Genomic DNA, 23,610 nt, shown 5'->3' with positions numbered 1-23,610 from the left:
CCGCGCGTTGGCTGCACCAGAAGCTTCGGAGAATCAGGCAAGGCTTCCGGAGAATCTGCGGTGGGCAATGTTCCTATCTGAGAACAAAATGCTTCACATGAACCGTTTCACTTAACCGCGAGGTCTCTATGTATACCGCTATCGGTTACGCCGCCCAAACCCCCACCAGCCCGTTGGCACCCATGACCTTCGAGCGCCGCAGCCCGCGCCCGGATGACGTGGCCATCGACATCCTGTATTGCGGGGTGTGCCACTCGGACATTCACCAGGCCCGCAACGAATGGGGCATTGCGGTCTACCCCTTGATGCCAGGCCACGAGATCGTCGGCCGCGTGACCGCGGTAGGCGCCCAGGTCACCGGCCACAAGGTCGGTGACCTGGTCGGTGTCGGCTGCATGGTGGATTCCTGCCGTCAGTGCGCGGCCTGTGCCAAGGACCTTGAGCAATACTGCCTCGAAGGCCCGACCATGACCTACGCCACGCCCGATCGGGTCGATGGCAGCAACACCATGGGTGGCTACTCCAGCAGCATCGTGGTGAGCGAGCATTTCGTGGTACGCATCCCCGAGGGCATGGACCTGCCCAGCGCCGCCCCTATCCTGTGCGCCGGTATCACCACCTATTCGCCGCTCAAGCACCACGGTGTAGGCCCAGGCCACAAGGTGGGCATCCTTGGCATGGGTGGCCTGGGCCACATGGGCATCAAGCTGGCCAAGGCGCTGGGTGCCGAAGTCACGCTGTTCACCCGTTCCGAGGCCAAGGCCGCTGAGGCGCGCCGCCAAGGGGCAGACCATGTGATTGTGTCCACCGACGCCGAGCAGATGAAAGCGGCAGCCGGTCGTTTCGATTTCCTGCTCGACACCATCCCGGTTCAACATGACCTCAATCCCTACCTGGAAACCCTGACGTTCGACGGCGTGCACATCCTCGTCGGGTTGATCGAACCGATCGAGCCTGCGCTGCATGCTGCCAACCTGGTCATGAAGCGCCGCGTGCTGGCCGGCTCGTTGATCGGCGGTATCGCCGAAACCCAGGAAGTGCTGGACTTCTGTGCCAAGCACGACATCCGTTGCGACATCGAGATGCTGGATATCCGGCACATCAACGAGGCCTATGAGCGCATGATCGCAGGCGATGTGAAGTACCGCTTCGTGATCGACATGGCGACCCTCAAGGCCTGATCGGCCGTCGACCTGCACCGGGATCAAACGGTGCAGGTCCTGTTGCTGGCCTTACCAGGCCAGCGGCTTGTCCCCACCTTTCCAGAACAGCCAGCGGCGGACCTCGCCATGCGGGCCTGTACCGATCTGCCAATCAGGTCGGCCACTGTCGAGCGCGATCACCGAGATGAACCCCGCATGGCTTGCGGCAACGAGGGTTCGACCATCCTCGCTGATGTCCATTGCGCTGATGGTAGAACCTAGATAGTGCTGCCAGCGTTCGCCACCGTCTTCCCCAAAAGCCCGTAAATAACCATAGGCATCGCCGACGATGTACTCGTCCTGGCGCGCCACGCCTGCGTAGATCCGTGCGCCTTCCTGCACCACCGGCGTGCGGGGGTCCTGGCTGTAGTAATCCGTATCCAGGCCCTCCAGGTCGCTCACCCTGACGGCCAGCGACGCACCGCTGTAGAAGTGACAGGCATTGAGCAGCAACTGGTCCCCGGTACGGTTGAACAAGGCGTAGTGCGGGTATTCGCTGGCCGGTCCGATACTGGCAACAGGCGTTAACTGACGGTCCAGCACCTGGTGTCGGTTGGCTTGCTCGCCTACCACGACCCATTGCCCGTCGGGCGATACAGCGCCATGGGCCATGCTCAGGCCCAGGATGATGTCATCGGGGTCCGTGCCCTCTGCCAGCGCTTGCTCGACCTGCTCCTGGCGCGGCAGCAGCCGGCTCGCGCCCTGCTCAGAGAGCACGAAAATGCCCTCGTCGCTGATCAGCAGCACCTGTTGCCCATCGGGGAAGGGTATCAATGCAGTCGCAATGGGGGGCAGGTCGAAAGGCTCGAACGGATAGCCTTTGGGCAACCCCTCCAAACCGGTAGGCCACGCCAGCCGCCGCACCTGTGGGCCGCCCCATCCATCGGTCACGCGCACACCCTCGGCGTTGGCCAGGGCGAAGAAGCGTCGAGCCGGGCAACGGCCGAAATGCTCGACGCCGATGATGGGTGTCACGGTATAACCATCGATACGCACCACCTGGCCTTTCTCGTGGGGCATGCCGATCCGTGCGAGCAGGCTCCCGTCATCGAGCAGCAGCAACGTGGCGATACCCTGACCATGGGTGTCGAGCAGGGGCAACAAGGGCGCATGGGCTGGCGGCCAAGCCTGGCGAAATGCCTGGCGCTGGTGCTCCTCGACGGTCGGCTGGTTGACCTTGCGCAAGGCGGCGCGCCAGGCGTCCAGCAAGTGTTCGGTGGCAGGGTGCCGGGGTTCTTCGAGCTGCTCCCAGCCGTGCGCACTGCCTTGTGCGACATAGTCGTTGACCGCCTGGGCGTAGGTGATAACGGCCTGCTGCCATTGCTGCTGGGGATGCTGCTTGTCCATGAGTGGGTGGAACTCCTTGATGTGCGCCAGTATCCGAGATTGCGCATGGTACGCCTTCGGTACGGCGGTTGTGAGGCCCGAGCATGACGCGTACCATGCCTGCGTCCCCAATTTTAATAAGACACACGCTCATACCGCTCCTTGCCGGGGCCGGACGTGCGTGGTCTTGCCTTGCCTGTGGAGAACCGGTTTCACGCCATGAACGGACCCTTACCTGACCACTTGCCGCCCACAGTAGGCGGCGGCAGCTGGCTGAGCGTCATCGCTCTGGCGTTGGCTGCCTTTATCTTCAACACCACCGAGTTCGTGCCGGTGGCGCTGCTCAGCGACATTGGCCGCAGCTTCGACATGACCACCGCGCAAGTGGGGCTGATGCTGACCATCTATGCCTGGGTCGTGGCATTGGCGTCACTGCCGATGATGTTGATGACACGCAACATCGAGCGGCGGCGCCTGCTGTTGTTCGTGTTTCTGGTGTTCATCGTCAGCCATCTGCTGTCGTGGCTGTCGCAGAGTTTTGCGATGCTGCTGCTCAGCCGCATCGGCATAGCCTTGGCGCACGCCGTGTTCTGGGCCATTACTGCCTCGCTTGCGGTGCGCGTCGCGCACCCTGGGCAGCAGGCCAAGGCGCTGGGCCTGTTGGCCACCGGCACGACGCTGGCGATGGTGCTTGGCATCCCCCTGGGGCGCGTGGTGGGCGAGGCGCTGGGGTGGCGCGTCACCTTCCTGAGCATCGCAGGGGTGGCGCTGGCGACCATGCTGTGCCTGATGAAGTCGCTGCCGTTGTTGCCGAGCCAGAATTCGGGATCGTTGCGCAGCCTGCCGATACTGTTCAAGCGGCCTGCGCTGGTTATCACCTACCTGCTGGTGACGCTGGTGATCACGGCGCAGTTTACCGCCTACAGCTATATCGAGCCGTTCGCCCTGCATGTCGCGCAGATCAGCGGTGAGCGCACTACATTGGTCTTGCTGTTGTTTGGCGGCGCAGGTGTGTTCGGCTCGTTCCTGTTCAGCCGCTACAGCGACCGTTTTCCCCAAGGTTTTCTGGTGGGCTCGATCGGCATGCTGGCAGTCTGCTTGCTGCTGCTCTTGCCATTGTCCGGCAGCTTCCATGCGTTCGCCGTGCTGAGCATGTGCTGGGGTGTGGCGATCTTGAGCTTCAGCCTGTCATTGCAGTCACGCACCTTGAAGCTGGCCTCCGACGCCACGGATGTGGCCATGGCGTTGTTTTCCGGCATCTACAACATCGGCATCGGCGGTGGTGCATTGCTGGGCAGTATCGTCAGCAGCTACCTGGGCGTGGCCAATATCGGCCTGGTCGGGGGCAGCGTGGCAGTGGTCGGCTTGTTGCTGGCAGTGGGCAGTACCCGCCGCTTTCGCGACGCGCTGACCCATTGAGTCTGGCTTTGCGGGCAACAAGGCTGCTCAGCTCAATACCGCAGCCCACGCTGAGAGCAAGAGCAGGCCGCCCAGGGCCTGGTTGAACACGCGCAGGCGGCGTGGCGTTTGCAGCCAGGCCGCACTGCCTGCGCCCAGCACCGCCCACAGCGTCATGCACGGCAGTGCGATCACCAGGAACACCAGTGCCAGTTGCCACACCGCCAGGCCTGGCGCGGCAAATACGCCGATTACGGACACGGCCATCAGCCACACCTTGGGGTTGATCACCTGCAGCGTTGCCGCGTCCACTGCCGTGAACACCCGCGCCTGGGCTGGCGCGCCGGTAACGCCAGTGCTGCGCAGCAGTTGCCAGGCCAGCCAGCTCAACCACAACACTCCGGCCCACATCATCAGATGCTGGGCTTGTGGGTGGCGCGTCAACCATTGACCCAGCCCCATGCCAACCAGCAACACAGTGGCCGCAGCGGCCAGGCATGCCGCCAGGATGGGCACCAGCGTGCTGCGCAGGCCATGTCGGGCGCCTTGGGCAAGGATAAGCAGATTGGTCGGTCCTGGGCTGATGCTGGCAACCAGGGCAAATGCAACGAATGGCAGAAAAGAATGCGTCATGTGCTAGGGCTCCTTTGGTGTCAGCCCCAATGCTCGCCATTTGCATCGCCTCAGTCTGGAAGGATTGAGCAGCGCTTGCGGTAGTATGCCGGGGTGAGCTGATAGGCCCGCCGAAACCAGCGGCCCAGGTGGCTCTGATCGGCAAAGCCCAAGGTGACAGCTACGTCTGAAGGGCTGGCCCCGCTGGCAAGCAAACGCCGGGCCCTGGCCAGGCGCAGCTGGATGAGGTACGCATGCGGGGCGAGCCCGAATGCTGCCTTGAAGGCTCTGGTCAAGCGGTAACGGTCGATGCCACAGGCAGTCGCCAGCTCTTGGAGGCCAACATCCCGTGCGAGGTTGTCATGCAGATAATCGCGGGCCCGTTGCGCCGTGAGCGGCAAGCGCGGGTCTGGATCGACTCGCTTGCGCCAGTGCAGGTGGCGTGTGAGGCAGGCGAGCAAGGCGTCGATGGCTGACTGCCTTACGATGAGCAGTTCGTGTGCATGCAGGGCATTGAAGGCAAACGCGGTGGCTTGGCCAAGCTGCAGGTCCTGGGTCAGCGTGTCGGCGAAACGGGGCAAGGCATCACGCGGCGCCTGTTCGAATAGCAGGCGCAACTGCTGCTCCAGCCAGTCCGGCTCCAGGTAGAGCGTGGAGTAGGTAAAACCTTCTTCAGTGGGCGCGAGCCCGTCGTGCAGGTCCCCAGGTTCAAGCATGAAGACTTGCCCCGGCACACTATGGTGCCTGACCCGCCGGCAATTGAATTGCTGGACCCCTTGCTCGGTGACGCCTACCAGAAAGCTCTCGTGCCAATGGGGGTCGTAGGCATGACCGACGAAATGGGCGCGGATCGACTCGATGCCGGTCTCGGCGTCCTGCTTGAGGTCGATCCAGTTACTCATGGGGGCTCGCTGTGTGCATGCTGATGCTTAGGCTGTACAAGAAGCCTAGCGCCCTCGGCTACAGGTGTCTGGAAGATTTGTGCAACTGCCGAGCCTGGCTGCCGGCTGCAGTGCATCGAACCGCTGGCGCAGCCACTGGTGCAGTTGCGTGACGGCGGGGGTGAGCTGCTTGCGGTGCGGGCATACCAGCGTGACAGGTGTCGGCTCGCCCGGCCATTGAGGCAGGACGATTTCCAGCCTGCCGCAGGCGAGGTCATCACTGACATCCAGCCACGACTTGTAGACGATTCCCTCGCCAAGTACCGCTAGGCGGCGAATCACATCGGCGTCATCACTGATCAGTGGCCCTTTCACGTGCACCGTGCGTTGGCCAAGTTGCCACTTGTCGTACACCCGACCGTGCTGCATGTACAACAAGCAGTCATGGGCATGCAGTGCCTCGGGCGTCTGCGGTCGGCCGTGGCGGGCCAGGTAATCGGGGGAGGCGACCAGGACGCGCTGGTTCCAGTCGGCCAGGGGGAGGGCGATGTAGTTGGCGTCCTGGTTCAGGCCGTAACGCACGGCAACGTCCACCGGATCACGGTTCAGGTCGGCAATCTGGTCGGACAGCATGAACCGCAGGTGCAAGGCCGGGTGCGCCCGGCGAAACGCGCTGAGCCAGGGCAGCAGCATGTTGCGGCCCAGGTCCGAGGGTGCTGAAACCTGTAAGGTGCCGCGCAGGGCGGTGGTATTGCCATGCAAATCGTCATGCCCGCGACGCAGGCTTTCCAGCACGTTCACGGCAGTCGGCAGGTAGCGCTCGCCCTCGGCAGTCAGGCGCAGGCTGCGGGTAGTGCGAACGAACAGACGTACGTCCAGATCACGCTCCAGCCGCTTGATGGCGGCCGCCACCTGGCCGGGCAACAGGTTCGCTTCGATGGCAGCTGCGGTGAAGCTGCCCAGCGCGCTGCTGCGCACGAACAGTTCGAGGTCGGCAAGACGCAACATTGTCACTCCAGAGGTGAAAGTGTTGCTCGATTGTGCCGGTTTTTATTTGTGGCAGGAAAGATACCATGGGCATTCCTTTTCTCTCGACGTCCGGAATTGCCCATGGATACCGTCTCGCTGGCCAAGCGCCGCTACACCACCAAAGCCTACGATGCATCGCGTCAAATTCCCCAAGCCACGGTCGATGCCTTGCTCGAGCAATTGCGTCACAGCCCATCTTCGGTGAATTCCCAGCCCTGGCATTTCGTCGTTGCCCAGAGCGAAGCTGCCAAAGCCCGCCTGACCATGAGTACCGACACCGACTACGCCTACAATTCGCCCAAATTGCGCGATGCTTCCCATGTCATCGTTTTTTGCACGCGCACCGACATGACCCAGGCGCACCTGGAGGCCGTGCTCGCCCAGGAGTCACTCGACGGGCGTTTTCGCGATGAGCAGGCCAAGGCGGCGCAGGACAACAGCCGACGCCACTACGCCGACCTGCATCGTTACGAGCGCAAGGACCTGCAGCATTGGATGGAAAAGCAAACCTATCTTGCCTTGGGTACAGCCTTGCTGGGCGCCGCTGCCCTGGGCCTGGACGCTACCCCCATCGAAGGCTTCGATAGCCAGCGCCTGGATGCCGAGCTTGGCTTGCGCGAACAAGGCTTCACCAGCGTAGTGCTGCTGAGCCTGGGCTATCGCAGTGAAACCGACTTCAATGCCGGGTTAAGCAAATCGCGGCTCCCGGCATCCAAGGTATTCACCTTCCTGTAAAGGCATGCCCGGCTGGCGTGGTTCACCAGAGTGCAGCGCTGGCCGTGGTCAGTGCCGAGGCCAATACCGCAATGGCCTTGTCGACTTGCGCCTCGGTGGTGAACCTGCCAACGCTCAGGCGAATGCTGTTACGGGCACGGCGCTCGTCCAACCCCAGCGCCAGCAGGACGTGGGATGCCGCATTGTTCGCTGAATTGCAGGCCGAGGTGGTCGACAGCGCCAGTTGTGTGGCGAGCGCCGCGCTGTTGAACCTTGCCTGATCGATACACAGGTTCAGGGTGTGCGGCACGCGCTGGGTAGCGCAGCCGTTGAGCGTGATGCCGGGCAGGGCCAATAGGCCCTCGCGCAGGCGCTTGGCCAGCTGCGCCAAGCGCTGGTACTCGCCATCGCCTGGTTGGCCGGCCAGGGCAAACGCGCTGCCCATGCCCGCGATCTGATGCGTGGCCAGGGTACCGGAGCGCAAGCCTTGCTCATGACCCCCCCCATGCAGTTGGGCACGCATGCCGGCGCGCGCGCGCGGGCCAACGAACAGCGCACCGATGCCTTTGGGGCCATACACCTTGTGGGCGGAAAAGGACATCAGGTCAACGGGCAGGCTAGCCAGGTCGATGGCCAGCTTGCCTACCGCCTGAGCTGCGTCCACGTGGAACACGGCGCCGTGCGCCCGCACCCGCTCGCCGATGGCAGCGATGTCGGTGACTGTGCCCAATTCATTGTTCACCGCCATCAGCGACACCAGGCGCGTATCGGCACGCAGCGCGTCCTGAACCATGGCCGGATGGATCAGGCCTGATGGATCAGGTTGCAGTCGGGTCACCGCCCAGCCTTGGCGCTCCAGTTCGGCTGCGGTGTCCAGAACGGCTTTGTGCTCTAGCTGACTGGTAAGCAAATGCCCAGGCTGGCCCAGTCCCTGCGCGACGCCTTTGAGCGCCAGGTTGTTGGACTCGGTAGCCCCGGATGTCCATACCAGTGACGCCGGCGGCGCCCCCACGCGTTCGGCCACCTGCTCACGGGCCAGTTCGACTGCATCGCGCGCTGCCCTGCCATAGATATGCCCGCTCGAGGCCGGGTTACCAAAATGGGCATGCCGACCGAGGCATCCAAGCATGGTCTGGATCACTCGATCGTCGACCGGGGTAGTGGCAGCGTAATCGAAGTAGAGAGGGGCGTCAGACATAAGCAGGTCCATTGGCAAGAGAGCGAGGGTGCCTGAACAAGATTAACTGCGTCACGAAGAGACTTTTGCTCTAAATCAGGGCGTTTTAAGACCATTTTGCAAAAGCATTCTCCGGATCGGGCATAACGAAAAAAATATTCCCACCCTTGTCTCGACACTCAGACGGTCTCTTCTCATTGACCGTTGAGAGTCCGTTCCTCTTCGCTGACTACCCGCTCGCACAACTCGGTAATCTGCTCGCGCATCCAGCGGTTCGCTGGGTCCTGGTCAGTGCTTTCATGCCAGTACAGGTGCGTCTCCAACGCCGGCACCTCCACAGGCAGGGGCTTGTAGCACAACTGGTGACGGCGGGCGAAACGCTCTGGCACGGTCATCACCATGTCGGTTTGCTGCAGTACTTGCGAGGCCATCAGGTAATGCTGTGAGCGCAGGGCCACCTTGCGCTGCACGCCCATCTTGCCCAGCGCAAGGTCCACGTAACCCAGCCCGTTGCGGCGGCTGGAAATGTGGATATGGGTCATGCCAAGGTACCCATCCAGGCTCAATGCCCTGTCGGCCAGCGGGTGACCTTGGCGCAGGGCGCAGACGTAGCGGTCCTGCATCAACTTGATGTGCCGCACTTGAGGGTCGGTGTTGAGGGGGGCGTCGATGGCGAAGTCCAGTCGCCCTGCGGCAAGCTCCTTGGTGGTTTCCCGGCGCTTGCACAGGAAACTCTCGATCAGCACCCCAGGCGCCAGGCGACGCAGGCGTTGGAACAGCGGCGGCAGGATCACAGCCTCGGTCAGGTCGGTCATGCTGATGCGAAACGTCTTGCTCGCTTGCAGGGGGTTGAACGTCCGGCTTTCCTGCACCGAGGTGCGTAGCAATGCCAGCGCGCTGCGGACCGAGCCGATGATGTTCTGCGCCATGGGTGTTGGCACCATGCCCTGGGCGGTCCGTACGAACAGCGGGTCGTTGAAGGTTTCACGCAGCCTGGACAATGCATTGGACACGGCAGGCTGGGTGATGCCGACGATCTGCCCGGCACGGGTGAGGTTGGCTTCGGTGTAGATCGCATCGAAGACGATGAACAGGTTGAGATCGACCTTGCTGAGATTCATGAGCGCCGCTCGTTCTTGGAATTATCGGCCGATCATATATCGGTTATGAATGTTAATACACGCCGAAAATAGACTAGGTGGATGACCAGCGCCTGCCCTAGGCTTGCCCTAATGTCATTCGACCCTGAAGGAACCCGCCAATGGATTTCGCCTATTCGCCCAAGGTGCAAGCGCTGCGCGAGCGCGTGACTGCCTTCATGGATGCCTACGTCTATCCAGCCGAGTCCGTATTCGAACGCCAAGTTGCCGAAGGCGATCGTTGGCAGCCTACCGCCATCATGGAATCGCTGAAAATCAAGGCACGCGAGGAGGGCTTGTGGAACCTCTTTCTGCCTGAATCCGAATACGGCGCAGGGCTGACCAACCTGGAGTACGCCCCACTGGCCGAGATCATGGGCCGTTCATTGTTGGGCCCGGAGCCGTTCAACTGCTCGGCACCGGACACAGGAAACATGGAAGTGCTGGTGCGCTACGGTACGGCCGCGCAGAAGCAGCAGTGGCTGGAGCCTTTGTTGCGGGGTGAAATCCGCTCGGCATTCGCCATGACCGAGCCCGATGTGGCGTCTTCGGATGCCACCAACATGGCGGCTACAGCAGTGCGCGAAGGGGACCAATGGGTCATCAACGGCCGCAAGTGGTGGACCTCCGGCGCATGTGACCCGCGGTGCAAGGTTCTGATCTTCATGGGCCTGTCCAACCCGAAAGGCCCGCGGCACCAACAACACTCGATGGTTCTGGTGCCGATGGATACACCCGGTGTGAGGGTGCTCAGACCTCTGCCGGTATTTGGCTACGACGACGCCCCCCATGGCCATGCCGAGGTGGTGTTCGAAAACGTGCGGGTGCCGTTGGAGAACGTGCTGCTAGGAGAGGGCAGGGGGTTCGAGATCGCCCAAGGCCGATTGGGGCCTGGACGCATCCACCATTGCATGCGGTCCATCGGCATGGCCGAACGGGCTCTGGAGCTGATGTGCAAGCGCGCGGTTGCCCGGACTGCGTTCGGTCAGCCACTGGCGCGGCTGGGCGGGAACGTCGACAAGATTGCCGATTCGCGCATGGACATCGACATGGCACGCCTGCTCACGCTCAAAGCGGCCTATATGATGGACACCGTGGGCAACAAGGTGGCCCGCAGCGAGATCGCCCAGATCAAGGTGGTAGCACCGAATGTTGCGCTGCGCGTAATCGATCGGGCGATCCAGTTGCACGGTGGTGCGGGGGTGAGCGCTGATTTTCCGTTAGCCTACATGTACGCCATGCAGCGCACCCTGCGCCTGGCCGACGGGCCCGATGAAGTGCACCGGGCAGCGATCGGCAAGTACGAAATCGGCAGGTATCTGCCTGCGTCAGGCTCAGCGGCCCAACGCTGATTGCTGGGTTCATGCCGCCAGGCTCAACGGGCCGAGCGGCTGTTGGTATCGGCAGGCGTAGTGGTGGCAGGTTTGTGCAAATGCGCGCCAGTCGGGTCATCCAACTGAATGATGACGCCTTTCTGCCAACTGTCGGCGTCAGCGTCGGGCGTAGGAATGTCAATATCAGCGCGCTGCTTGCGCGTCTGGGCGGTATCGATGCCTAGGCGACGGTTGCGCTGCTCGACCATCGCCGGGTCTGCCTGACCGTCCGCAGTGAAGCCCATCATCAGTTGCGGCACGCCCATCGGCAGTGACTTGTCCTGGTCGGTATGCCAGGTATGCCACGTCTTGCCGTAGGTGGTGGCCAGGCGTTTCATCAAGGCATGTTCGGCAGGCGCAGGGATACCGGGCGCCACCAACTGGCCAGAGGACACTTCAAACCCGTGGCTGTGCCACAGCGCTTTTTCCTTGGCGGGTAACCGGGCGAACAACTTCTGATCGATGATGTACTCCACGCCCATGATTTTGGCCGTGGCCGTGCTGCCATCGTAGATCACGCACTGAATGACGTCTTCGTTGAGGATCGCACAGTAATGATGCGCTTCCATTTGAATATCAGGATGGCCGTTATAGAAGTGAAAACCATCCAGGTAGGCATTCAGTGCGTCAATAGGCGGTTTGGCCTGTAACAGCGCCGCGCCTTTTTCAAGCCATTGCGTGCCGGGTTTTATTGGGGCGCCGGGTGTTTGCACGGGCGATGCGGTTTTGGCCCCTGAGCAACCTGCGAGCAGGGCGCTGGCCAAACATAAGCCAAGAAGGCCGAGGGAAGGGTTGGGCATGATTGAGTCTCCGCAGGGTGTGCGCAACAGACCGCTTGCCGGGCACTAACATTTTCTTTGACGGACAGACGGTAATGCTGTCTAGTTAGTCAAGCCGGTTGAACCAAGCCTATGTTCGACTGCACTAACAAGTTACTGAAGTTTCATTGCCCGTCGTACTGAAAAGGAAACGTCCCCATGTCTCGTCTTGCAGAGTTTCGTCAACTGGAACAGAAATTGGCTGCCCAACTTGCAGAGCTGGAAGCCATGAAAGGTAGCCCTGAGCTGCAAAAAGAAATCGAGTTTGAAACCAAACTGCGAAATCTGCTGGCCAAGTACGAATACAGTTTGCGCGATATCGTCAACCTGCTCGACCCGAAAAACGGTCAACGGCCCGCTGCGCCTGCTGCGGCCCAGAAAGCGCCACGTCGTGCTCGGCAGGTCAAGCAGTACAAGAACCCACACACCGGTGAAGTCATTGAGACCAAAGGTGGCAATCACACCAAGCTCAAGGCATGGAAGGCCGAACACGGCGCTGATGAAGTGGAAAACTGGCTGGCCAAGTAATGCCCACCCAACGTTATCCCACTACCCCGGACGGCCGCTATTTCGTTGTCCGGGGGCGCTTGTGGCGCTGCACCGATCCCTCCCTGTCCGACGCTCTGCGTCAGCACTGGGTGCATGCCTTGATGGACGCGCGCAGAGCGGTAAAGGACGCAAAGGCCAACGACGAACCCGATCAGCTTGCTCGCGCCCGTGCCCAGGTTCAGGCGGCAAAGGTCGCGCTGGGGGAGCGTGGCCCCGTCTGGTGGGGCGACGGGAGCCCGGACTTCAACCGGCGCATGGCGGTCAATACTCCTTATGCCGAGTGGTTTCAATCGCTTGATCCAGCTCAGTAACCGGGGCCTTGGCTTGACCGCGGGTTTTTATCAGCGACACCAGCACACCGCCCAGCAACAGCCCGAACGTGACGCCCAGCGACAATAGGGCGGGCACCTTGCCCACCATGCCGTGGTAGAAGATCTTGCAGCCGATGAAGATCAGCACGAGCGCCAGCGCATACTTCAAGTACACGAAACGGTGCATCAGTGCCGACAAGGCAAAGTACAGTGAACGCAGGCCCAAGATGGCAAAGATATTGGATGTGTAGACGATGAAAGGGTCCTGGGTGATGGCGAATATCGCCGGGACGCTGTCCACGGCAAATACGAGGTCAGCCAGTTCAATCAAAACAAGCGCAAGAAACAGCGGCGTAGCGTGGCGCACGGCATTGCTTTCCCCACTGGGCGTAACGTGCACGAAAAACTTCGAGCCGTGGATTTGATCGGTTACCCGCATGTGACGCCTTACAAACTTCAGAATCGGATTGTTGGCCAGGTCCGGCTGACTGTCTTCCCTGGATAGCGCCATTTTCACGCCGGTAAAAAGCAGGAAGGCGCCGAAGAGATAAAGTACCCAGGCAAAGTTCTGCACCAAGGCCGCGCCGACGCCAATCATGATCGCGCGCAACACCACCACGCCGAGAATCCCCCAGAACAACACGCGGTGCTGATAGCGTCGGGGAACGGCGAAATAGCTGAAGATCATCGCCATCACGAAGACGTTATCCATCGACAACGACTGCTCGACGAGAAACCCCGTATAGAACTCCAGTGCCGGTTGCGCGCCCAGGTAGTACCAAACACCGACGCCGAACAGCACGCCGACGCCGAAGTAGCCTGAATACAGCAGCAGGCTTTCGCGCATTTCGATTTCGCGGTCATGGCGATGCAGCACGCCCAGGTCGAGCACCAGCAAGCCGACGACGATGGCGACAAAAACCAGCCACAGCCAAGCGCTGGTGCCGAGAAAAGGTGTTGTGAGAAAGGTGTGCAGAGCTGTCATGAGCCCCTCCTGATCGGTCGACGTTGCGTGGCAACAGTGATCCGACATGGCGGCTGGCAACCGTCAGAGGGGCCCGGTATCACTTAGGCTTGAGCGTAGATCCGTTTGCGGGGCACGCCGAATGAGCAGCTGTTACATTTTTTTGCGAAGGGCTTGGGAGGCGCTGACCCCTCCAGTCTTGATGCCGTGCGGCAAGCCTCAATAGACCCAGACCTCGACGCGACGGTTGCGCAAGCGGCCCTGCTCCATCTCGTTACCCGCCACCGGCATCTGGTCACCTAACCCCGCCACTTCCAGCACCTCGATACCCCCGCGCGCCAGTGCCTGGCGTACCGCCTCGCCGCGCAGGCGCGAGAGCAGGGCAGCGCGCCCCGGTGTGTCCTTGGGGTCGCCGAAGCCCACCAGTACGGCCTTGCGATGCGGCTTGCCGGCCTGGTTCAGGTACTCGATGACCCGCTGCACATCCTGGGTAGCCTTGCTGTCCAGGGCGGCACTGCCCGGTTGAAAGCGCAAGTTCACGCTCAACCGCTGAGCGTGCTCTGCCAGCGCCCGATACTGGGCAGGCATGTTCGCAACAGGCGCCACGCGCTGGGCCACGATCTGCTGTGACACAAAGCCTTGCTCGGCCACGATGGCCTGACCGGCGGGGCTCTGGATGAAGTCGATCAATGCAGCGGCCTGAGGGCTTGGGGGAGTGGGCAGATACAGGAACAGGCGGCGTGACAGCGGATAGACCTCACTGGCCACCAAGGCGCGTTCGGGCAGCAGCGCCGCAGCGGTGCCATCGGCCACTGCCAGTACCTTGGTCCCGTGGAGGGTCGAAAGCCCGGTAAACCCGATGGCCTGGCGATCGACTGCTACTTGGGCGGCCAGACGATCGCCGGCTTCAAAACGCCTGGCTGTCGGCGCCAGGTTGACCTGCTTAGGCGCCAGGACCCGTGACCTGAACGTTTCGAACGTCCCGGAGCGCTCGTCCCTGGCGTACAGGTGGATGTCGCCACCGGCCACCCCGAGTTGCTCCCAGCGCCGTACCTGCCCGCTGAAAACCTGCGCAATTTGATCCAGGGACAACTCAGACAAGGGGTTGGCGGGATTGACGAGGATGGCGACACCGTCCAGCCCGATGACATGTTCAGCTGCAGGGGAGCGCAAGTCGCCAAATGCCTGCAGCTGCCGTGCTTCGCTGTCACTGATCGGGCGAGAGGCGGCGATCAGGTCAGCCTCGCCCCGAGCCAAGGCATCAAAGCCCGTGCTTGAGCCATGCGCCGCGATATCGACCTGAATGTCTACACCGTCAGCGCGGGTCGCCGCGATCACTGACTCGTTGTCCGCCTTACCGCTGTGGACTTGCACCTGGGTAGCGTGCTCGGCACGCAGCTGCGCCCGTACCAACGCCGGTAGCAGGGCACTGCCCAGGGTGTTGGAGCCTTGGATGCGCAGGTGCACGGGCTCGGCCCAGGCCATCATCGGCAGCACGGTCAACAGGAAGACGAGCAGGCGGGCCATGCTGATTGGGCCTTCACGGTGGGAATGGCCGCAGCGTAAGGCAGTGGCGTGATGGTGTGATGACAAGGCGGCAACGTCGCCAGGCGGCCGTGCGCAGGCACTTGCGCACGGACGATCAGCGGCGCCTGGATCAGTGAGCGCCGGCCGATTTGCTCAGGTCACTTTCTGCCCACTGGGTATAGATACACGCATCGGCCACCGCCCAGCGTACCTTGACGGTGTCGCCCGGCTGCATCGGCATGCCTGCCGCCGACAAAGCCTTGACCGTCAACGAGGTACCGCCTGCGGTGACCACATGACAGGTTTGGCTTTCACCGAGGAACAACACCTCGCCGACCTTGGCGCTGACTTCGTTCCAGCCGGCAGGCAACGGTTGCTCGGCAGCTTGCTGTGCAGTCAGGGCAAGGGCTTTCTCAGGCCGCACCATGATCAGGGCATCCTGATCTTGGCCCAGGCCTGGGGTCAGGCGAATGGCGACGCTTTGGCCTTCGAAGCTGCCTGCGCCATTGCTGTTGGCCTTGATGCGCAGGAAGTTGGAGTTGCCCAGGAACGAGGCTACAAACGCGTTGGGCGGGTTCTGGTAAAGGTCGTAGCCACTGCCAAGGCCCACGATTTTGCCATGGCTGAAGATCGCGATGCGCTGGGACAGGCGCATGGCCTCTTCCTGATCATGGGTGACGTAGACGATGGTAATGCCAAGACGCCGGTGCAACTGGCGCAGTTCATCCTGTAGGTCTTCACGCAACTTCTTGTCCAGGGCACCCAGCGGCTCGTCCATCAGCAGGATACGCGGCTCGTAGACCAGCGCCCTGGCAATGGCCACGCGTTGCTGTTGTCCGCCGGACATCTGCGAGGGCTTGCGGTGAGCGAAAGGCTCCAGTTGCACCAGCTTGAGCATGGCATCGACACGCTTGCGTGTTTCAACCGTACCCAGCTTGCGAATGGCCAGGGGGAAGCCAATGTTGTCGCGCACGTTCAGGTGCGGAAACAGCGAATAGCGCTGAAACACCATGCCGATGTCGCGCTTGTGCGGCGGCACGTTGACCAGCGACTGGCCCTCAACGAGTATCTGGCCGCTGCTGGGAGTCTCGAAGCCAGCCAGCATCGACAAGGTGGTGGACTTGCCGGAGCCGCTGGAACCCAGGAAGGTCAGAAATTCGCCTTCCTGAATATCCAGGTCCAGGTTGTCCACGGCGGTGAAGTCGCCGTAATGCTTGTTCAGGCCGCGCAGGCTGACCAGAGCCTTGCCACGCGCGTTGTCTTGGATCACTGCACTCATGGGTTAATCTCCGCGCGCTCAGGCGTTGGTTTCGGCACGCCGGCGCAGGGCGGCGGCAAGGAACATCACAAGCAGCGACAGACCGATCAGCAAGGTCGATGCCACGGCGATCACCGGGCTGAGGTCCTGGCGCAGGGTGGTCCACATTTTTACCGGCAGTGTCTGCAGGTCGGGGCTGGCCATCATCACGCTCAGCACCACTTCATCCCAGGACACCAGAAACGCGAACAACCCGCCGGCGATCATCCCAGGCCGGATGGCCGGGAAGGTCACCTTGAAGATGGCCTGCAGGCGCGAGGCACCGCAGATGACGGCGGCGTCCTCGATCGACTGGTCGAACAGCTTCAGGGAATTGATGATGGAGATGATGGTGAAGGGCAGGGCGACGATCACGTGGCTCACCACGAAGGCGAACAAGGTCCCGGTGTAGCCCAGCTTGAGGAACAGGGCGTACACCGCTACGGCGATGATCACCAGGGGCACGATCATCGGCATGGTGAACAGGCCGTACAGCAGCTCGCGCCCCGGGAAGCGCCCGCGCACCAGGGCGAAGGCCGTGGGCAGGCCCAGCAGCACTGCCGCAACGGTGGTGAGCACGGCGACTTTGAGGCTGGCCAGGGCTGCGTCCATCCACTCAGGGTTGGAAAAGAACTGCCCGTACCATTTGAACGTCCAGCCGGGCGGTGGAAACACCAGCCATTGGGACGAACCGAACGACAGCAGCACGATGAAGACCACCGGCAGCAAGAGGAAGGCGGCAATTACACCGGTGGTCAGGTACAGGCCGGTGCGAAGCGGCCGGCCCATGGCATTGGGAGACAAGAGCATGTGGTTTACCTCGCAGTGCCAACCGGGGATTCCGGCTGCAGCTTCAGGTACAGGTAGAACAGCACCAGGGTGATGACCACCAACAAGGCAGCCGCCGCGCTGGCCAGGCCCCAATTGAGGAACGACTGCACCTGCTGGATGATGAATTCAGGCAGCATCATGTTCTGCGCCCCGCCCAGCAACGCCGGGGTGACGTAGTACCCCAGCGACATGACGAACACCATCAACGCCCCGGAGAACAGCCCCGACCGGCACAGCGGCAAGAACACCTTCCAGAAGTTGGTCCACGGGCTGGCACCGCACACCGAGCCTGCCTGCAGCACCATCGGGTCGATGGCATGCATGGTTGCCTGCAGCGGTAGCACGATGAACGGGATCATGATGTAGCTCATGCCGATCACCACGCCTGTGAGGTTGTGCACCATCTCAAGTGGGCTGTCGATGATGCCCATTGCCATCAGCATTTTGTTGATGACCCCCGAGCTTTGCAGCAGCACCAGCCAGGAGTAGGTGCGCGCCAGCAGGCTGGTCCACATCGACAGCAGGACGATGTTAAGCAGCCACCGGCCCCAGCCCTTGGGTACCAGCGTGATCACCCAGGCCAGCGGAAAGCCCAGCAGTACGCTGATCAGCGTGACCAGCCCTGCCACCGAAAAGGTGTTGAACAACACCCGGGCATAGGCCGAGTTGGCGAACAGCTGTTCATAGTTGCCAAGACCAGGCGTAGGCTCGAGCACGCCGCGCAGTAACAGGCCAACCAACGGTGCGAAGAAAAACAGGCCCAGGAACAGCAAGGCTGGCAGCAGGTTGCGGCTGCCCTTCCAGCGCTGGCTCAGGGAGGCGCGCCGTGGCCTGGCTCCGGGAGCACCGGTGCCCGAAGGGGCACCTTGGGCGTTATGCAGGGCATTGATCGCGACTTTCATTTGACCAGCCACTCATTCCAGCGGGCCGCGATGGCCTGGCCGTTCTTGGCCCAGTAGGCAAAGTCCAGGGTGACCTGATCCTGCGCATAGGCGGTCGGCAGGTTCGGAGCCAGGTCCTTGTCCAGCTTGGCGACGCTGTCGGTGTTGACCGGGGCGTAGGCCGTCTTGTTGGCGAATTCGGCTTGACCTTCGGCGCTGCTGGCGTTGGCCAGGAACTTCATCGCCGCATCCTTGTTCTTGGCGCCTTTGGGAACGACCAGGAAATCGGCCATGACCAGGTTCTGCTTCCAGCTCACCCCTATAGGGGCGCCGTCTTGCTGCAGGGCGTAGACGCGGCCATTCCAGAACTGGCCGAGGGAGGCTTCACCCGAGGCCAGCAGTTGTTGCGACTGCGCGCCGCCGCCCCACCAGACGATGTCTTGCTTGATGGTGTCGAGCTTCTTGAAGGCGCGATCCAGGTCCAGCGGGTAGAGCTTGTCGGGCGCCACGCCATCGGCCAGCAGCGCCAGTTCCAGTACGCCTGGGCTTGGCCATTTGTAGAGGGCGCGCTTGCCGGGGTAGGTCTTGGTGTCGAACAGTGCGGTCCAGTCGGTTGGCTTGCTGGCACCGAGCTTGCCTTCGTTGTAGCCGAGCACGAAGGAGAAGAAGAACGAACCCACGCCATGATCGGAAACGAAGCGCGGGTCGATCTTGTCGCGCTGGATCTGGGAAAAGTCCAGGGGCTCGAGCAGGCCTTCGCTGGCGGCGCGCAGGGCGAAGTCAGCCTCGACGTCGACCACGTCCCACTGCACGTTGCCGCTTTCGACCATCGCCTTGAGCTTGCCGTAGTCGGTCGGGCCGTCCTGCACCACCTTGATGCCGGTGGCCTTACTGAACGGGGCTGCCCACGCTTGCTTCTGAGCATCCTGGGTCGTTCCGCCCCAGCTTACAAAGTTCAGGCTTTCAGCCGCCTGAGTGGCCTGGCAGGCCAGTGTCAGGAGGCTGGCCGACAGCACTGCGGTTACACGTTTGCTCAACAGCATGATTACGCCCTCGTTGCTTTTTGTTATTCGAGGCAGGGCTTGTGGTGCGCCCGCCAACAGTATTCGGGGAGCAGCGGTTACACATTCAAGGTCTACGGAATGTCATATTATGGTATTCCAAACTTTTCGCAAGTAGCAGCAGGCTACCGGCCATCATCTGGTTGATGGCCATGCAGGCGCTGCAATCAGCCGGTCATTGGCTCGAAGGGTATGTTTTGCACCACTTCCAGTTCGTAGCCCGCCAAGCCTGCATATTTCAAGGGCGGACCCAGGTGGCGAAGCTTGCCCACGCCCAGGTCTTGAAGAATCTGCGCACCGGTGCCGACCTCCGAGTACACCTTCGACTGCCCGCGCTGGTAGGGGCGCTGGGGTTGGGTCAAGTGGGGCACACGCTCGAGCAGCGCCTGGGAGGATTCGTGGTTGGCCAGGATCACGACCACGCCTGTTCCTTGCTCAGCCACTTTCTGCAATGCCGCCCACAACGTCCAGTTGGCCGGGCCCGCCCACTCGGCGCCGACCAGGTCGCGTAGCGGATCGATCACGTGCACCCTCACCAGCGTAGGCGTTTCACGGCGCAATTGGCCCATGACCATGGCCATGTGCACGCCGCCGTCGATACGGTCTTCATAGGTGACCAGGCGGAAGGTGCCATGCACCGTGGGCAGCTCACGCTCTCCGATACGCTTGATGGTCTGCTCAGTGCTCAGCCGGTAATGGATGAGGTCGGCAATGGTGCCGATCTTGATGCCGTGGCGGGCCGCAAAGGCCTCAAGTTCAGGCCGACGTGCCATGGTGCCGTCGTCGTTGAGCACCTCGACAATGACCGACGCCGGGCTCAAGCCTGCCAGGCGGGCCAGGTCGCAACCGGCCTCTGTGTGCCCTGCACGGGTAAGGACACCGCCTTCGCGAGCGCGCAACGGGAAAATATGCCCAGGCTGTACCAGGTCCTCCGGGCAAGCGTCAGCGGCCATGGCAGCTGCCACGGTGCGTGCGCGATCGGCGGCGGAAATGCCCGTGGTGACACCGGTCGCAGCCTCGATCGAGACGGTGAAGGCGGTGCTGAACATGCTGCCGTTGGCCGGAACCATCTGTTCCAGGCCTAGGCGCTGGCAATGCTCATCCGTCAGCGTCAGGCAGATCAGGCCACGGGCTTGCTTGGCCATGAAATTAATGGCTTGCGCGTCGCAGTATTGGGCGGCGATCAGCAGGTCGCCCTCGTTCTCCCGATCTTCGTCGTCCACCAGCAAGACCATCTTGCCTTGCCGATAATCCTGGAGAATTTCATCGATGGTATTGAAAGGCATGTCAGGTGCTCGTGCTGAGATTAATTGCTTATGGTATACCATCATACACAAATGCCCAGCGCAGGAGACAAGCGGATGAAAGCCTACTGGATTGCCCATGTGGACGTGACCGACCCGGTCCACTATCAGCAGTACACACAGCGTGCTCCGGCGGCCTTCCAGGCCTACGGCGGGCGCTTTCTGGCCAGGGGCGGGCGCAGTGAGGCCATGGAAGGGCGGCCTACGCCGCAACGCAGCGTGGTCATCGAATTCGACTCCTATGACCAGGCCGTGGCCTGCTATCGCTCCGACCTTTATCAGCAAGCCTGCGGCCTGCGCCAAGGTGCGGCGTGCGCCGAGGTGATAATCGTCGAGGGCGTCGCGCCCTGATGCCAACGGGCCTGGAGCAGGCGCCGCAATTCTGGCTATGCTTGGGCAATGACCAACCCTGTCCCGTTGCGCCAACCTTGCCCGCCCGGTGCCTGCATTTGCGGTCGCGATCAGCTGGCCACCGAGTGCGAGCCGGCCCGGCGCATCCTGCTGCTCACCCGGCAGGAAGAAAAGCGCCTGCTCGAACGCCTGGAAAATCTTCAGGACATCGAGGACCTCTATCGCCTGCAACGCCGGCTGTATGACAACCTGGGCATCCGGCTGCACATCGCACCGGGCCACCATGAAGTGCGCACCATGCGCGGGATCGTCATCGAACTGGACGATCAGCCTGGGTTGTGCCGCAAGACGCGCCAGGCCATACCGGCGGCCATTCGCAAGGGGCTCGAACGAAATCCGCAGGTTGCCTTCCGCCTGCTCGATACCCACGATCTGCTGCGCGATACCTGACCGAACCGGCCTCACCCAGTCGCCTAATTTTTTCCACGCCCTGCACGTCTACTTGAAAGTTCCCCTGCACCGCGTGCGCAGGGGTAATCCCACTCAAGGAGGCAGGCAACATGACTTCAGTTTTCGACCGTGAAGACATCCAGTTCCAGGTCGTGGTCAATCACGAAGAACAGTATTCGATCTGGCCGGAATACAAGGCGATTCCCGAGGGCTGGCGGGCGGTGGGCAAGGCAGGGCTGAAAAAGGACTGCCTGGCCTACATCGACGAGGTGTGGACCGACATGCGCCCACTCAGCCTGCGTCAGAAAATGGCTGAAGCTGGCGCGCAGTGACGGTGATCAATCTTCTGTGCCTGCCGTATTCGGGGGCCAGTGCGATGGTGTACAGCCGGTGGCGCCGCGCGCTGCCGGCGTGGTTGCAGGTTCGGCCAGTGGAATTGCCCGGGCGCGGCGCACGCATGGCCGAGGCGCTGCACACCGACATGCAGGGACTGGCCCGGCAGCTGGCCCAAGAGCAGCGGTTGGCGACCAGTACGCCCTATGCCTTGCTCGGCCATAGCCTGGGTGCGCTGCTGGCCTTTGAACTGGCCCATGAGCTGCAGGCGCTTGGTTGCCCGCCACCGCTGGCGCTGTTCGCCTGCGGCACTGCCGCGCCTACTCGCCGGGAAGACTACGACGGCCAGCGCTGGCGCGAGCCGAAGTCCGACACCGAGCTGATCGATGAATTGCGTGAGCTGCAAGGCACTCCAGAACAAGTGCTTGCCAATGACGAATTGATGAGCCTGACACTGCCGATACTGCGGGCCGACTTCCTGCTGTGCGGGACCTATGCGTATCGTCAGCGGCCCGCGCTTGGCTGCCCGTTGCTCGTACTGGGTGGCGAAGAGGATCGGGCCAGCCACGAGCAGCTACAGGCCTGGCAGCACGAAACACAGGGCTCCTTTTCGCTGCAGATGTTTCCTGGCGGTCACTTCTTCATCCATGACCATGAGCCAGGCGTGCTGGCGGCATTGACCAGCGCCTTGGAACCGCTGCGGCTGACGGGTTGATTGACGTCTTGCCCAGGGTCGGCGAGGCTAGGGCATTTCAACCCTCAGGACAGACCATGCTGATCGATCCCTCTGTGCGCACGTTGGCAGGAGCATCCCTCTGAACGGGCGCATGCTGGTCGCAGGCGTTCTGGCCTTGACCATGTTGCAAGGGTGTACGGGGCACCGAGCGTCCGTACCCCAAGCTGACCCTGCGCAGGTGCGCGCCGAACTGATGCGACTATTGCCCGCCAATGCCGGTGATCGCGCTGGCTGGGCCGCTGATATCCAGAAGGCGTTCCAGGCACAGGGTATCGAGCCCTCCAGGCGCAACCTGTGCGCGGTACTGGCTGTGACCGAGCAGGAGTCCACCTTCAACGCCGACCCCCAGGTGCCCCAGCTGGGCCGTATCGCCCGGGAGGAAATCAATCGGCGGGCTGCCCGTGTGCATGTGCCCAGGATGCTGGTCGACGGCGCGCTGCAAACCCCGTCAGGCAATGGCAAGACCTATGCACAGCGCTTGCAGGCAGTGCGCACCGAGAAGCAGCTGAGCGAACTGTACGATGAAGTGATCGCGCGGGTGCCTTTGGGCCGTACCTTGCTGGGGGGGCTCAACCCGGTACATACCGGCGGCCCGATGCAGGTGAGCATCGACTTTGCCGAGAAACATGCGCAAGCCTATCCCTACACGCGCGAGGGCAGCGTGCGACAGGAAGTGTTCACGCGCCGTGGTGGCCTGTACTTCGGGATTGCGCATCTATTGGGCTATCCCGCCAACTACGAGCGTCAGCTCTATCGGTTCGCCGACTTCAACGCCGGTTGGTACGCCAGCCGGAATGCGGCGTTTCAAGCGGCGCTCAGCCAGGTTACCGGGACAGACCTGGCGCTGGACGGTGACCTGATTGCGCCTGGGTCGATCATGCCCGGCACCACCGAAAGGGCAGCACGTCAGCTGGGTCGTCAGCTGGGCCTGCGTAACCCGCAGATTCGCAGTCAGCTGGAGCAGGGAACTGAACTGGATTTTGAAGATACCCGGCTATACCGGGAGGTGTTTGCCCTGGCCGATGCCAAGGCCGGCCGTGCATTGCCGCGGGCCGTGCTGCCGGGCATCGAGCTGAAAAGCCCCAAGATCACCCGCAAGCTGACCACTGCCTGGTTTGCCGAGCGGGTGGATGGGCGTTATGAGCGGTGTATGCGTCGGTGATTGGGTGTGGGTGGCTCACTGCGGTGCGCGCTCGATAGCTAAATAGCGATCACTTGACAAGTGCAAGCTGTAGCGCCGTGTAGGAGCGGTCTTGTACCGCGATGGGCCGCATAGCGGCCCCAGCTATATAAGGTGCGAAGCTGAAGTCCTGGGACTGCTGCGCAGCCCATCGCGGCACAAGGCC

General features: G+C 62.2%; 25 protein-coding genes. 11 read left to right on the top strand and 14 right to left on the bottom strand.

Annotated features, from left to right (window positions below; all coding sequences use genetic code 11):
* The first annotated feature begins 128 nt into the window (after positions 1 to 128).
* A complete protein-coding gene (gene calA, locus FS777_RS10060) occupies positions 129 to 1,181 on the top strand; it encodes a vanillin reductase (RefSeq protein WP_027914670.1) in 1,053 nt (350 codons plus the stop codon).
* 51 nt (positions 1,182 to 1,232) lie between these two features.
* On the opposite strand, the gene FS777_RS10055 is transcribed toward calA, so the two are convergent.
* On the bottom strand, positions 1,233 to 2,549 hold the full coding sequence (locus tag FS777_RS10055) for a hypothetical protein (RefSeq protein WP_058637340.1): 1,317 nt from the start codon (positions 2,547 to 2,549) through the stop codon (positions 1,233 to 1,235).
* Between the two features lie 198 nt (positions 2,550 to 2,747).
* On the opposite strand from FS777_RS10055, the gene FS777_RS10050 reads away from it, so the two are divergent.
* The gene (locus FS777_RS10050) at positions 2,748 to 3,947 is read left to right on the top strand and encodes a sugar transporter (RefSeq protein ID WP_145255295.1); all 1,200 of its coding nucleotides are present in this window, start codon (positions 2,748 to 2,750) and stop codon (positions 3,945 to 3,947) included.
* Between the two features lie 27 nt (positions 3,948 to 3,974).
* Here FS777_RS10050 and FS777_RS10045 read toward each other — a convergent pair whose 3' ends face one another.
* From FS777_RS10045 to FS777_RS10035, 3 genes are read right to left on the bottom strand one after another with little or no spacing between them, the layout of a single operon-like run.
* Positions 3,975 to 4,559, bottom strand: coding sequence for a LysE family translocator (locus tag FS777_RS10045; protein WP_058603872.1), 585 nt, complete (start codon positions 4,557 to 4,559; stop codon positions 3,975 to 3,977).
* A gap of 50 nt (positions 4,560 to 4,609) precedes the next feature.
* A complete protein-coding gene (locus tag FS777_RS10040) occupies positions 4,610 to 5,440 on the bottom strand; it encodes an AraC family transcriptional regulator (protein ID WP_145255292.1) in 831 nt (276 codons plus the stop codon).
* 45 nt (positions 5,441 to 5,485) lie between these two features.
* Positions 5,486 to 6,427 (bottom strand): LysR family transcriptional regulator, encoded by a 942-nt coding sequence (locus FS777_RS10035; RefSeq protein WP_145255289.1) that lies wholly within the window; start codon positions 6,425 to 6,427, stop codon positions 5,486 to 5,488.
* A gap of 102 nt (positions 6,428 to 6,529) precedes the next feature.
* Between FS777_RS10035 and nfsB the strand changes: the two genes are divergently transcribed.
* Entirely contained in the window at positions 6,530 to 7,183 is a 654-nt protein-coding gene (gene nfsB / locus FS777_RS10030; protein WP_145255286.1) for an oxygen-insensitive NAD(P)H nitroreductase, read from the top strand.
* A gap of 22 nt (positions 7,184 to 7,205) precedes the next feature.
* Here nfsB and FS777_RS10025 read toward each other — a convergent pair whose 3' ends face one another.
* Positions 7,206 to 8,360 carry a cysteine desulfurase family protein gene (locus tag FS777_RS10025; RefSeq protein WP_058637334.1) on the bottom strand — a complete coding sequence of 385 codons (1,155 nt, stop codon included), beginning with the start codon at positions 8,358 to 8,360 and terminating at the stop codon, positions 7,206 to 7,208.
* Positions 8,361 to 8,533: 173 nt separating this feature from the next.
* Positions 8,534 to 9,460 carry a LysR family transcriptional regulator gene (locus FS777_RS10020; protein WP_058637333.1) on the bottom strand — a complete coding sequence of 309 codons (927 nt, stop codon included), beginning with the start codon at positions 9,458 to 9,460 and terminating at the stop codon, positions 8,534 to 8,536.
* A gap of 140 nt (positions 9,461 to 9,600) precedes the next feature.
* On the opposite strand from FS777_RS10020, the gene FS777_RS10015 reads away from it, so the two are divergent.
* Positions 9,601 to 10,830, top strand: coding sequence for an acyl-CoA dehydrogenase (locus FS777_RS10015; RefSeq protein ID WP_078478761.1), 1,230 nt, complete (start codon positions 9,601 to 9,603; stop codon positions 10,828 to 10,830).
* A 23-nt stretch (positions 10,831 to 10,853) separates the two neighbouring features.
* Here FS777_RS10015 and FS777_RS10010 read toward each other — a convergent pair whose 3' ends face one another.
* On the bottom strand, positions 10,854 to 11,651 hold the full coding sequence (locus FS777_RS10010; protein ID WP_058637331.1) for an OBAP family protein: 798 nt from the start codon (positions 11,649 to 11,651) through the stop codon (positions 10,854 to 10,856).
* Between the two features lie 177 nt (positions 11,652 to 11,828).
* On the opposite strand from FS777_RS10010, the gene FS777_RS10005 reads away from it, so the two are divergent.
* Together FS777_RS10005 and FS777_RS10000 are read left to right on the top strand one after the other, a co-directional pair.
* Positions 11,829 to 12,197 (top strand): histone-like nucleoid-structuring protein, MvaT/MvaU family, encoded by a 369-nt coding sequence (locus FS777_RS10005; protein ID WP_058603880.1) that lies wholly within the window; start codon positions 11,829 to 11,831, stop codon positions 12,195 to 12,197.
* Positions 12,197 to 12,529, top strand: a complete 333-nt coding sequence (locus FS777_RS10000) for a hypothetical protein (protein ID WP_078478760.1) — start codon at positions 12,197 to 12,199, stop codon at positions 12,527 to 12,529. Before FS777_RS10005 ends, FS777_RS10000 begins: the two co-directional genes overlap by 1 nt.
* On the opposite strand, the gene FS777_RS09995 is transcribed toward FS777_RS10000, so the two are convergent.
* The 7 genes from FS777_RS09995 to ribBA form a co-directional block, all read right to left on the bottom strand.
* Positions 12,480 to 13,514: a TerC family protein gene (locus FS777_RS09995; RefSeq protein WP_078478759.1), complete on the bottom strand. Its 1,035-nt coding sequence runs from the start codon at positions 13,512 to 13,514 to the stop codon at positions 12,480 to 12,482. The genes FS777_RS10000 and FS777_RS09995 overlap by 50 nt on opposite strands.
* A gap of 198 nt (positions 13,515 to 13,712) precedes the next feature.
* On the bottom strand, positions 13,713 to 15,020 hold the full coding sequence (locus FS777_RS09990) for a substrate-binding domain-containing protein (RefSeq protein WP_058637329.1): 1,308 nt from the start codon (positions 15,018 to 15,020) through the stop codon (positions 13,713 to 13,715).
* Positions 15,021 to 15,150: 130 nt separating this feature from the next.
* The gene (locus tag FS777_RS09985) at positions 15,151 to 16,299 is read right to left on the bottom strand and encodes an ABC transporter ATP-binding protein (RefSeq protein ID WP_078478758.1); all 1,149 of its coding nucleotides are present in this window, start codon (positions 16,297 to 16,299) and stop codon (positions 15,151 to 15,153) included.
* An 18-nt stretch (positions 16,300 to 16,317) separates the two neighbouring features.
* Positions 16,318 to 17,127 (bottom strand): ABC transporter permease, encoded by an 810-nt coding sequence (locus FS777_RS09980; protein ID WP_023536057.1) that lies wholly within the window; start codon positions 17,125 to 17,127, stop codon positions 16,318 to 16,320.
* 5 nt (positions 17,128 to 17,132) lie between these two features.
* Positions 17,133 to 18,050 (bottom strand): ABC transporter permease, encoded by a 918-nt coding sequence (locus FS777_RS09975; protein WP_058603884.1) that lies wholly within the window; start codon positions 18,048 to 18,050, stop codon positions 17,133 to 17,135.
* On the bottom strand, positions 18,047 to 19,072 hold the full coding sequence (locus FS777_RS09970) for an ABC transporter substrate-binding protein (RefSeq protein ID WP_078478757.1): 1,026 nt from the start codon (positions 19,070 to 19,072) through the stop codon (positions 18,047 to 18,049). The genes FS777_RS09975 and FS777_RS09970 overlap by 4 nt, the downstream gene beginning before the upstream one ends.
* Positions 19,073 to 19,257: 185 nt before the next feature.
* The gene (gene ribBA, locus FS777_RS09965) at positions 19,258 to 20,376 is read right to left on the bottom strand and encodes a bifunctional 3,4-dihydroxy-2-butanone-4-phosphate synthase/GTP cyclohydrolase II (RefSeq protein WP_078478756.1); all 1,119 of its coding nucleotides are present in this window, start codon (positions 20,374 to 20,376) and stop codon (positions 19,258 to 19,260) included.
* A 75-nt stretch (positions 20,377 to 20,451) separates the two neighbouring features.
* On the opposite strand from ribBA, the gene FS777_RS09960 reads away from it, so the two are divergent.
* The 5 genes from FS777_RS09960 (at position 20,452) to FS777_RS09940 (ending at position 23,426) form a co-directional block, all read left to right on the top strand.
* Positions 20,452 to 20,745 (top strand): DUF1330 domain-containing protein, encoded by a 294-nt coding sequence (locus FS777_RS09960; RefSeq protein WP_078478755.1) that lies wholly within the window; start codon positions 20,452 to 20,454, stop codon positions 20,743 to 20,745.
* Between the two features lie 48 nt (positions 20,746 to 20,793).
* Positions 20,794 to 21,195 carry a hypothetical protein gene (locus FS777_RS09955; RefSeq protein ID WP_023536132.1) on the top strand — a complete coding sequence of 134 codons (402 nt, stop codon included), beginning with the start codon at positions 20,794 to 20,796 and terminating at the stop codon, positions 21,193 to 21,195.
* 110 nt (positions 21,196 to 21,305) lie between these two features.
* Entirely contained in the window at positions 21,306 to 21,527 is a 222-nt protein-coding gene (locus FS777_RS09950) for an MbtH family protein (protein ID WP_028686977.1), read from the top strand.
* Positions 21,524 to 22,243 carry a thioesterase II family protein gene (locus FS777_RS09945; RefSeq protein WP_058637325.1) on the top strand — a complete coding sequence of 240 codons (720 nt, stop codon included), beginning with the start codon at positions 21,524 to 21,526 and terminating at the stop codon, positions 22,241 to 22,243. The genes FS777_RS09950 and FS777_RS09945 overlap by 4 nt, the downstream gene beginning before the upstream one ends.
* Positions 22,244 to 22,355: 112 nt before the next feature.
* Entirely contained in the window at positions 22,356 to 23,426 is a 1,071-nt protein-coding gene (locus FS777_RS09940) for a DUF1615 domain-containing protein (protein ID WP_372239217.1), read from the top strand.
* Positions 23,427 to 23,610: the final 184 nt, after the last annotated feature.

Origin of the sequence: Pseudomonas sp. DE0157, from assembly GCF_007678615.1 — a bacterium.
Classification (GTDB): domain Bacteria; phylum Pseudomonadota; class Gammaproteobacteria; order Pseudomonadales; family Pseudomonadaceae; genus Aquipseudomonas; species Aquipseudomonas parafulva_B.
The sequence above is the reverse complement of the archived record's forward strand: the minus strand, read 5'-3'. Positions and strand labels throughout refer to the sequence as shown.

Coding starts and splice junctions, on each gene's coding strand:
- FS777_RS09985 (WP_078478758.1), bottom strand. CDS start 16,299: ATGAGTGCAGTGATCCAAGACAACGCGCGTGGCAAGGCTCTGGTCAGC.
- FS777_RS10020 (WP_058637333.1), bottom strand. CDS start 9,460: ATGAATCTCAGCAAGGTCGATCTCAACCTGTTCATCGTCTTCGATGCG.
- FS777_RS10000 (WP_078478760.1), top strand. CDS start 12,197: ATGCCCACCCAACGTTATCCCACTACCCCGGACGGCCGCTATTTCGTT.
- FS777_RS10040 (WP_145255292.1), bottom strand. CDS start 5,440: ATGAGTAACTGGATCGACCTCAAGCAGGACGCCGAGACCGGCATCGAG.
- FS777_RS09960 (WP_078478755.1), top strand. CDS start 20,452: ATGAAAGCCTACTGGATTGCCCATGTGGACGTGACCGACCCGGTCCAC.
- FS777_RS10035 (WP_145255289.1), bottom strand. CDS start 6,427: ATGTTGCGTCTTGCCGACCTCGAACTGTTCGTGCGCAGCAGCGCGCTG.
- FS777_RS09975 (WP_058603884.1), bottom strand. CDS start 18,050: ATGAAAGTCGCGATCAATGCCCTGCATAACGCCCAAGGTGCCCCTTCG.
- FS777_RS09940 (WP_372239217.1), top strand. CDS start 22,356: ATGCTGGTCGCAGGCGTTCTGGCCTTGACCATGTTGCAAGGGTGTACG.
- FS777_RS10005 (WP_058603880.1), top strand. CDS start 11,829: ATGTCTCGTCTTGCAGAGTTTCGTCAACTGGAACAGAAATTGGCTGCC.
- FS777_RS10010 (WP_058637331.1), bottom strand. CDS start 11,651: ATGCCCAACCCTTCCCTCGGCCTTCTTGGCTTATGTTTGGCCAGCGCC.
- FS777_RS10055 (WP_058637340.1), bottom strand. CDS start 2,549: ATGGACAAGCAGCATCCCCAGCAGCAATGGCAGCAGGCCGTTATCACC.
- FS777_RS09990 (WP_058637329.1), bottom strand. CDS start 15,020: ATGGCCCGCCTGCTCGTCTTCCTGTTGACCGTGCTGCCGATGATGGCC.
- FS777_RS10045 (WP_058603872.1), bottom strand. CDS start 4,559: ATGACGCATTCTTTTCTGCCATTCGTTGCATTTGCCCTGGTTGCCAGC.
- FS777_RS09955 (WP_023536132.1), top strand. CDS start 20,794: ATGACCAACCCTGTCCCGTTGCGCCAACCTTGCCCGCCCGGTGCCTGC.
- FS777_RS09950 (WP_028686977.1), top strand. CDS start 21,306: ATGACTTCAGTTTTCGACCGTGAAGACATCCAGTTCCAGGTCGTGGTC.
- ribBA (WP_078478756.1), bottom strand. CDS start 20,376: ATGCCTTTCAATACCATCGATGAAATTCTCCAGGATTATCGGCAAGGC.
- FS777_RS10015 (WP_078478761.1), top strand. CDS start 9,601: ATGGATTTCGCCTATTCGCCCAAGGTGCAAGCGCTGCGCGAGCGCGTG.
- FS777_RS10025 (WP_058637334.1), bottom strand. CDS start 8,360: ATGTCTGACGCCCCTCTCTACTTCGATTACGCTGCCACTACCCCGGTC.
- FS777_RS09995 (WP_078478759.1), bottom strand. CDS start 13,514: ATGACAGCTCTGCACACCTTTCTCACAACACCTTTTCTCGGCACCAGC.
- FS777_RS10050 (WP_145255295.1), top strand. CDS start 2,748: ATGAACGGACCCTTACCTGACCACTTGCCGCCCACAGTAGGCGGCGGC.
- FS777_RS09980 (WP_023536057.1), bottom strand. CDS start 17,127: ATGCTCTTGTCTCCCAATGCCATGGGCCGGCCGCTTCGCACCGGCCTG.
- calA (WP_027914670.1), top strand. CDS start 129: ATGTATACCGCTATCGGTTACGCCGCCCAAACCCCCACCAGCCCGTTG.
- nfsB (WP_145255286.1), top strand. CDS start 6,530: ATGGATACCGTCTCGCTGGCCAAGCGCCGCTACACCACCAAAGCCTAC.
- FS777_RS09970 (WP_078478757.1), bottom strand. CDS start 19,072: ATGCTGTTGAGCAAACGTGTAACCGCAGTGCTGTCGGCCAGCCTCCTG.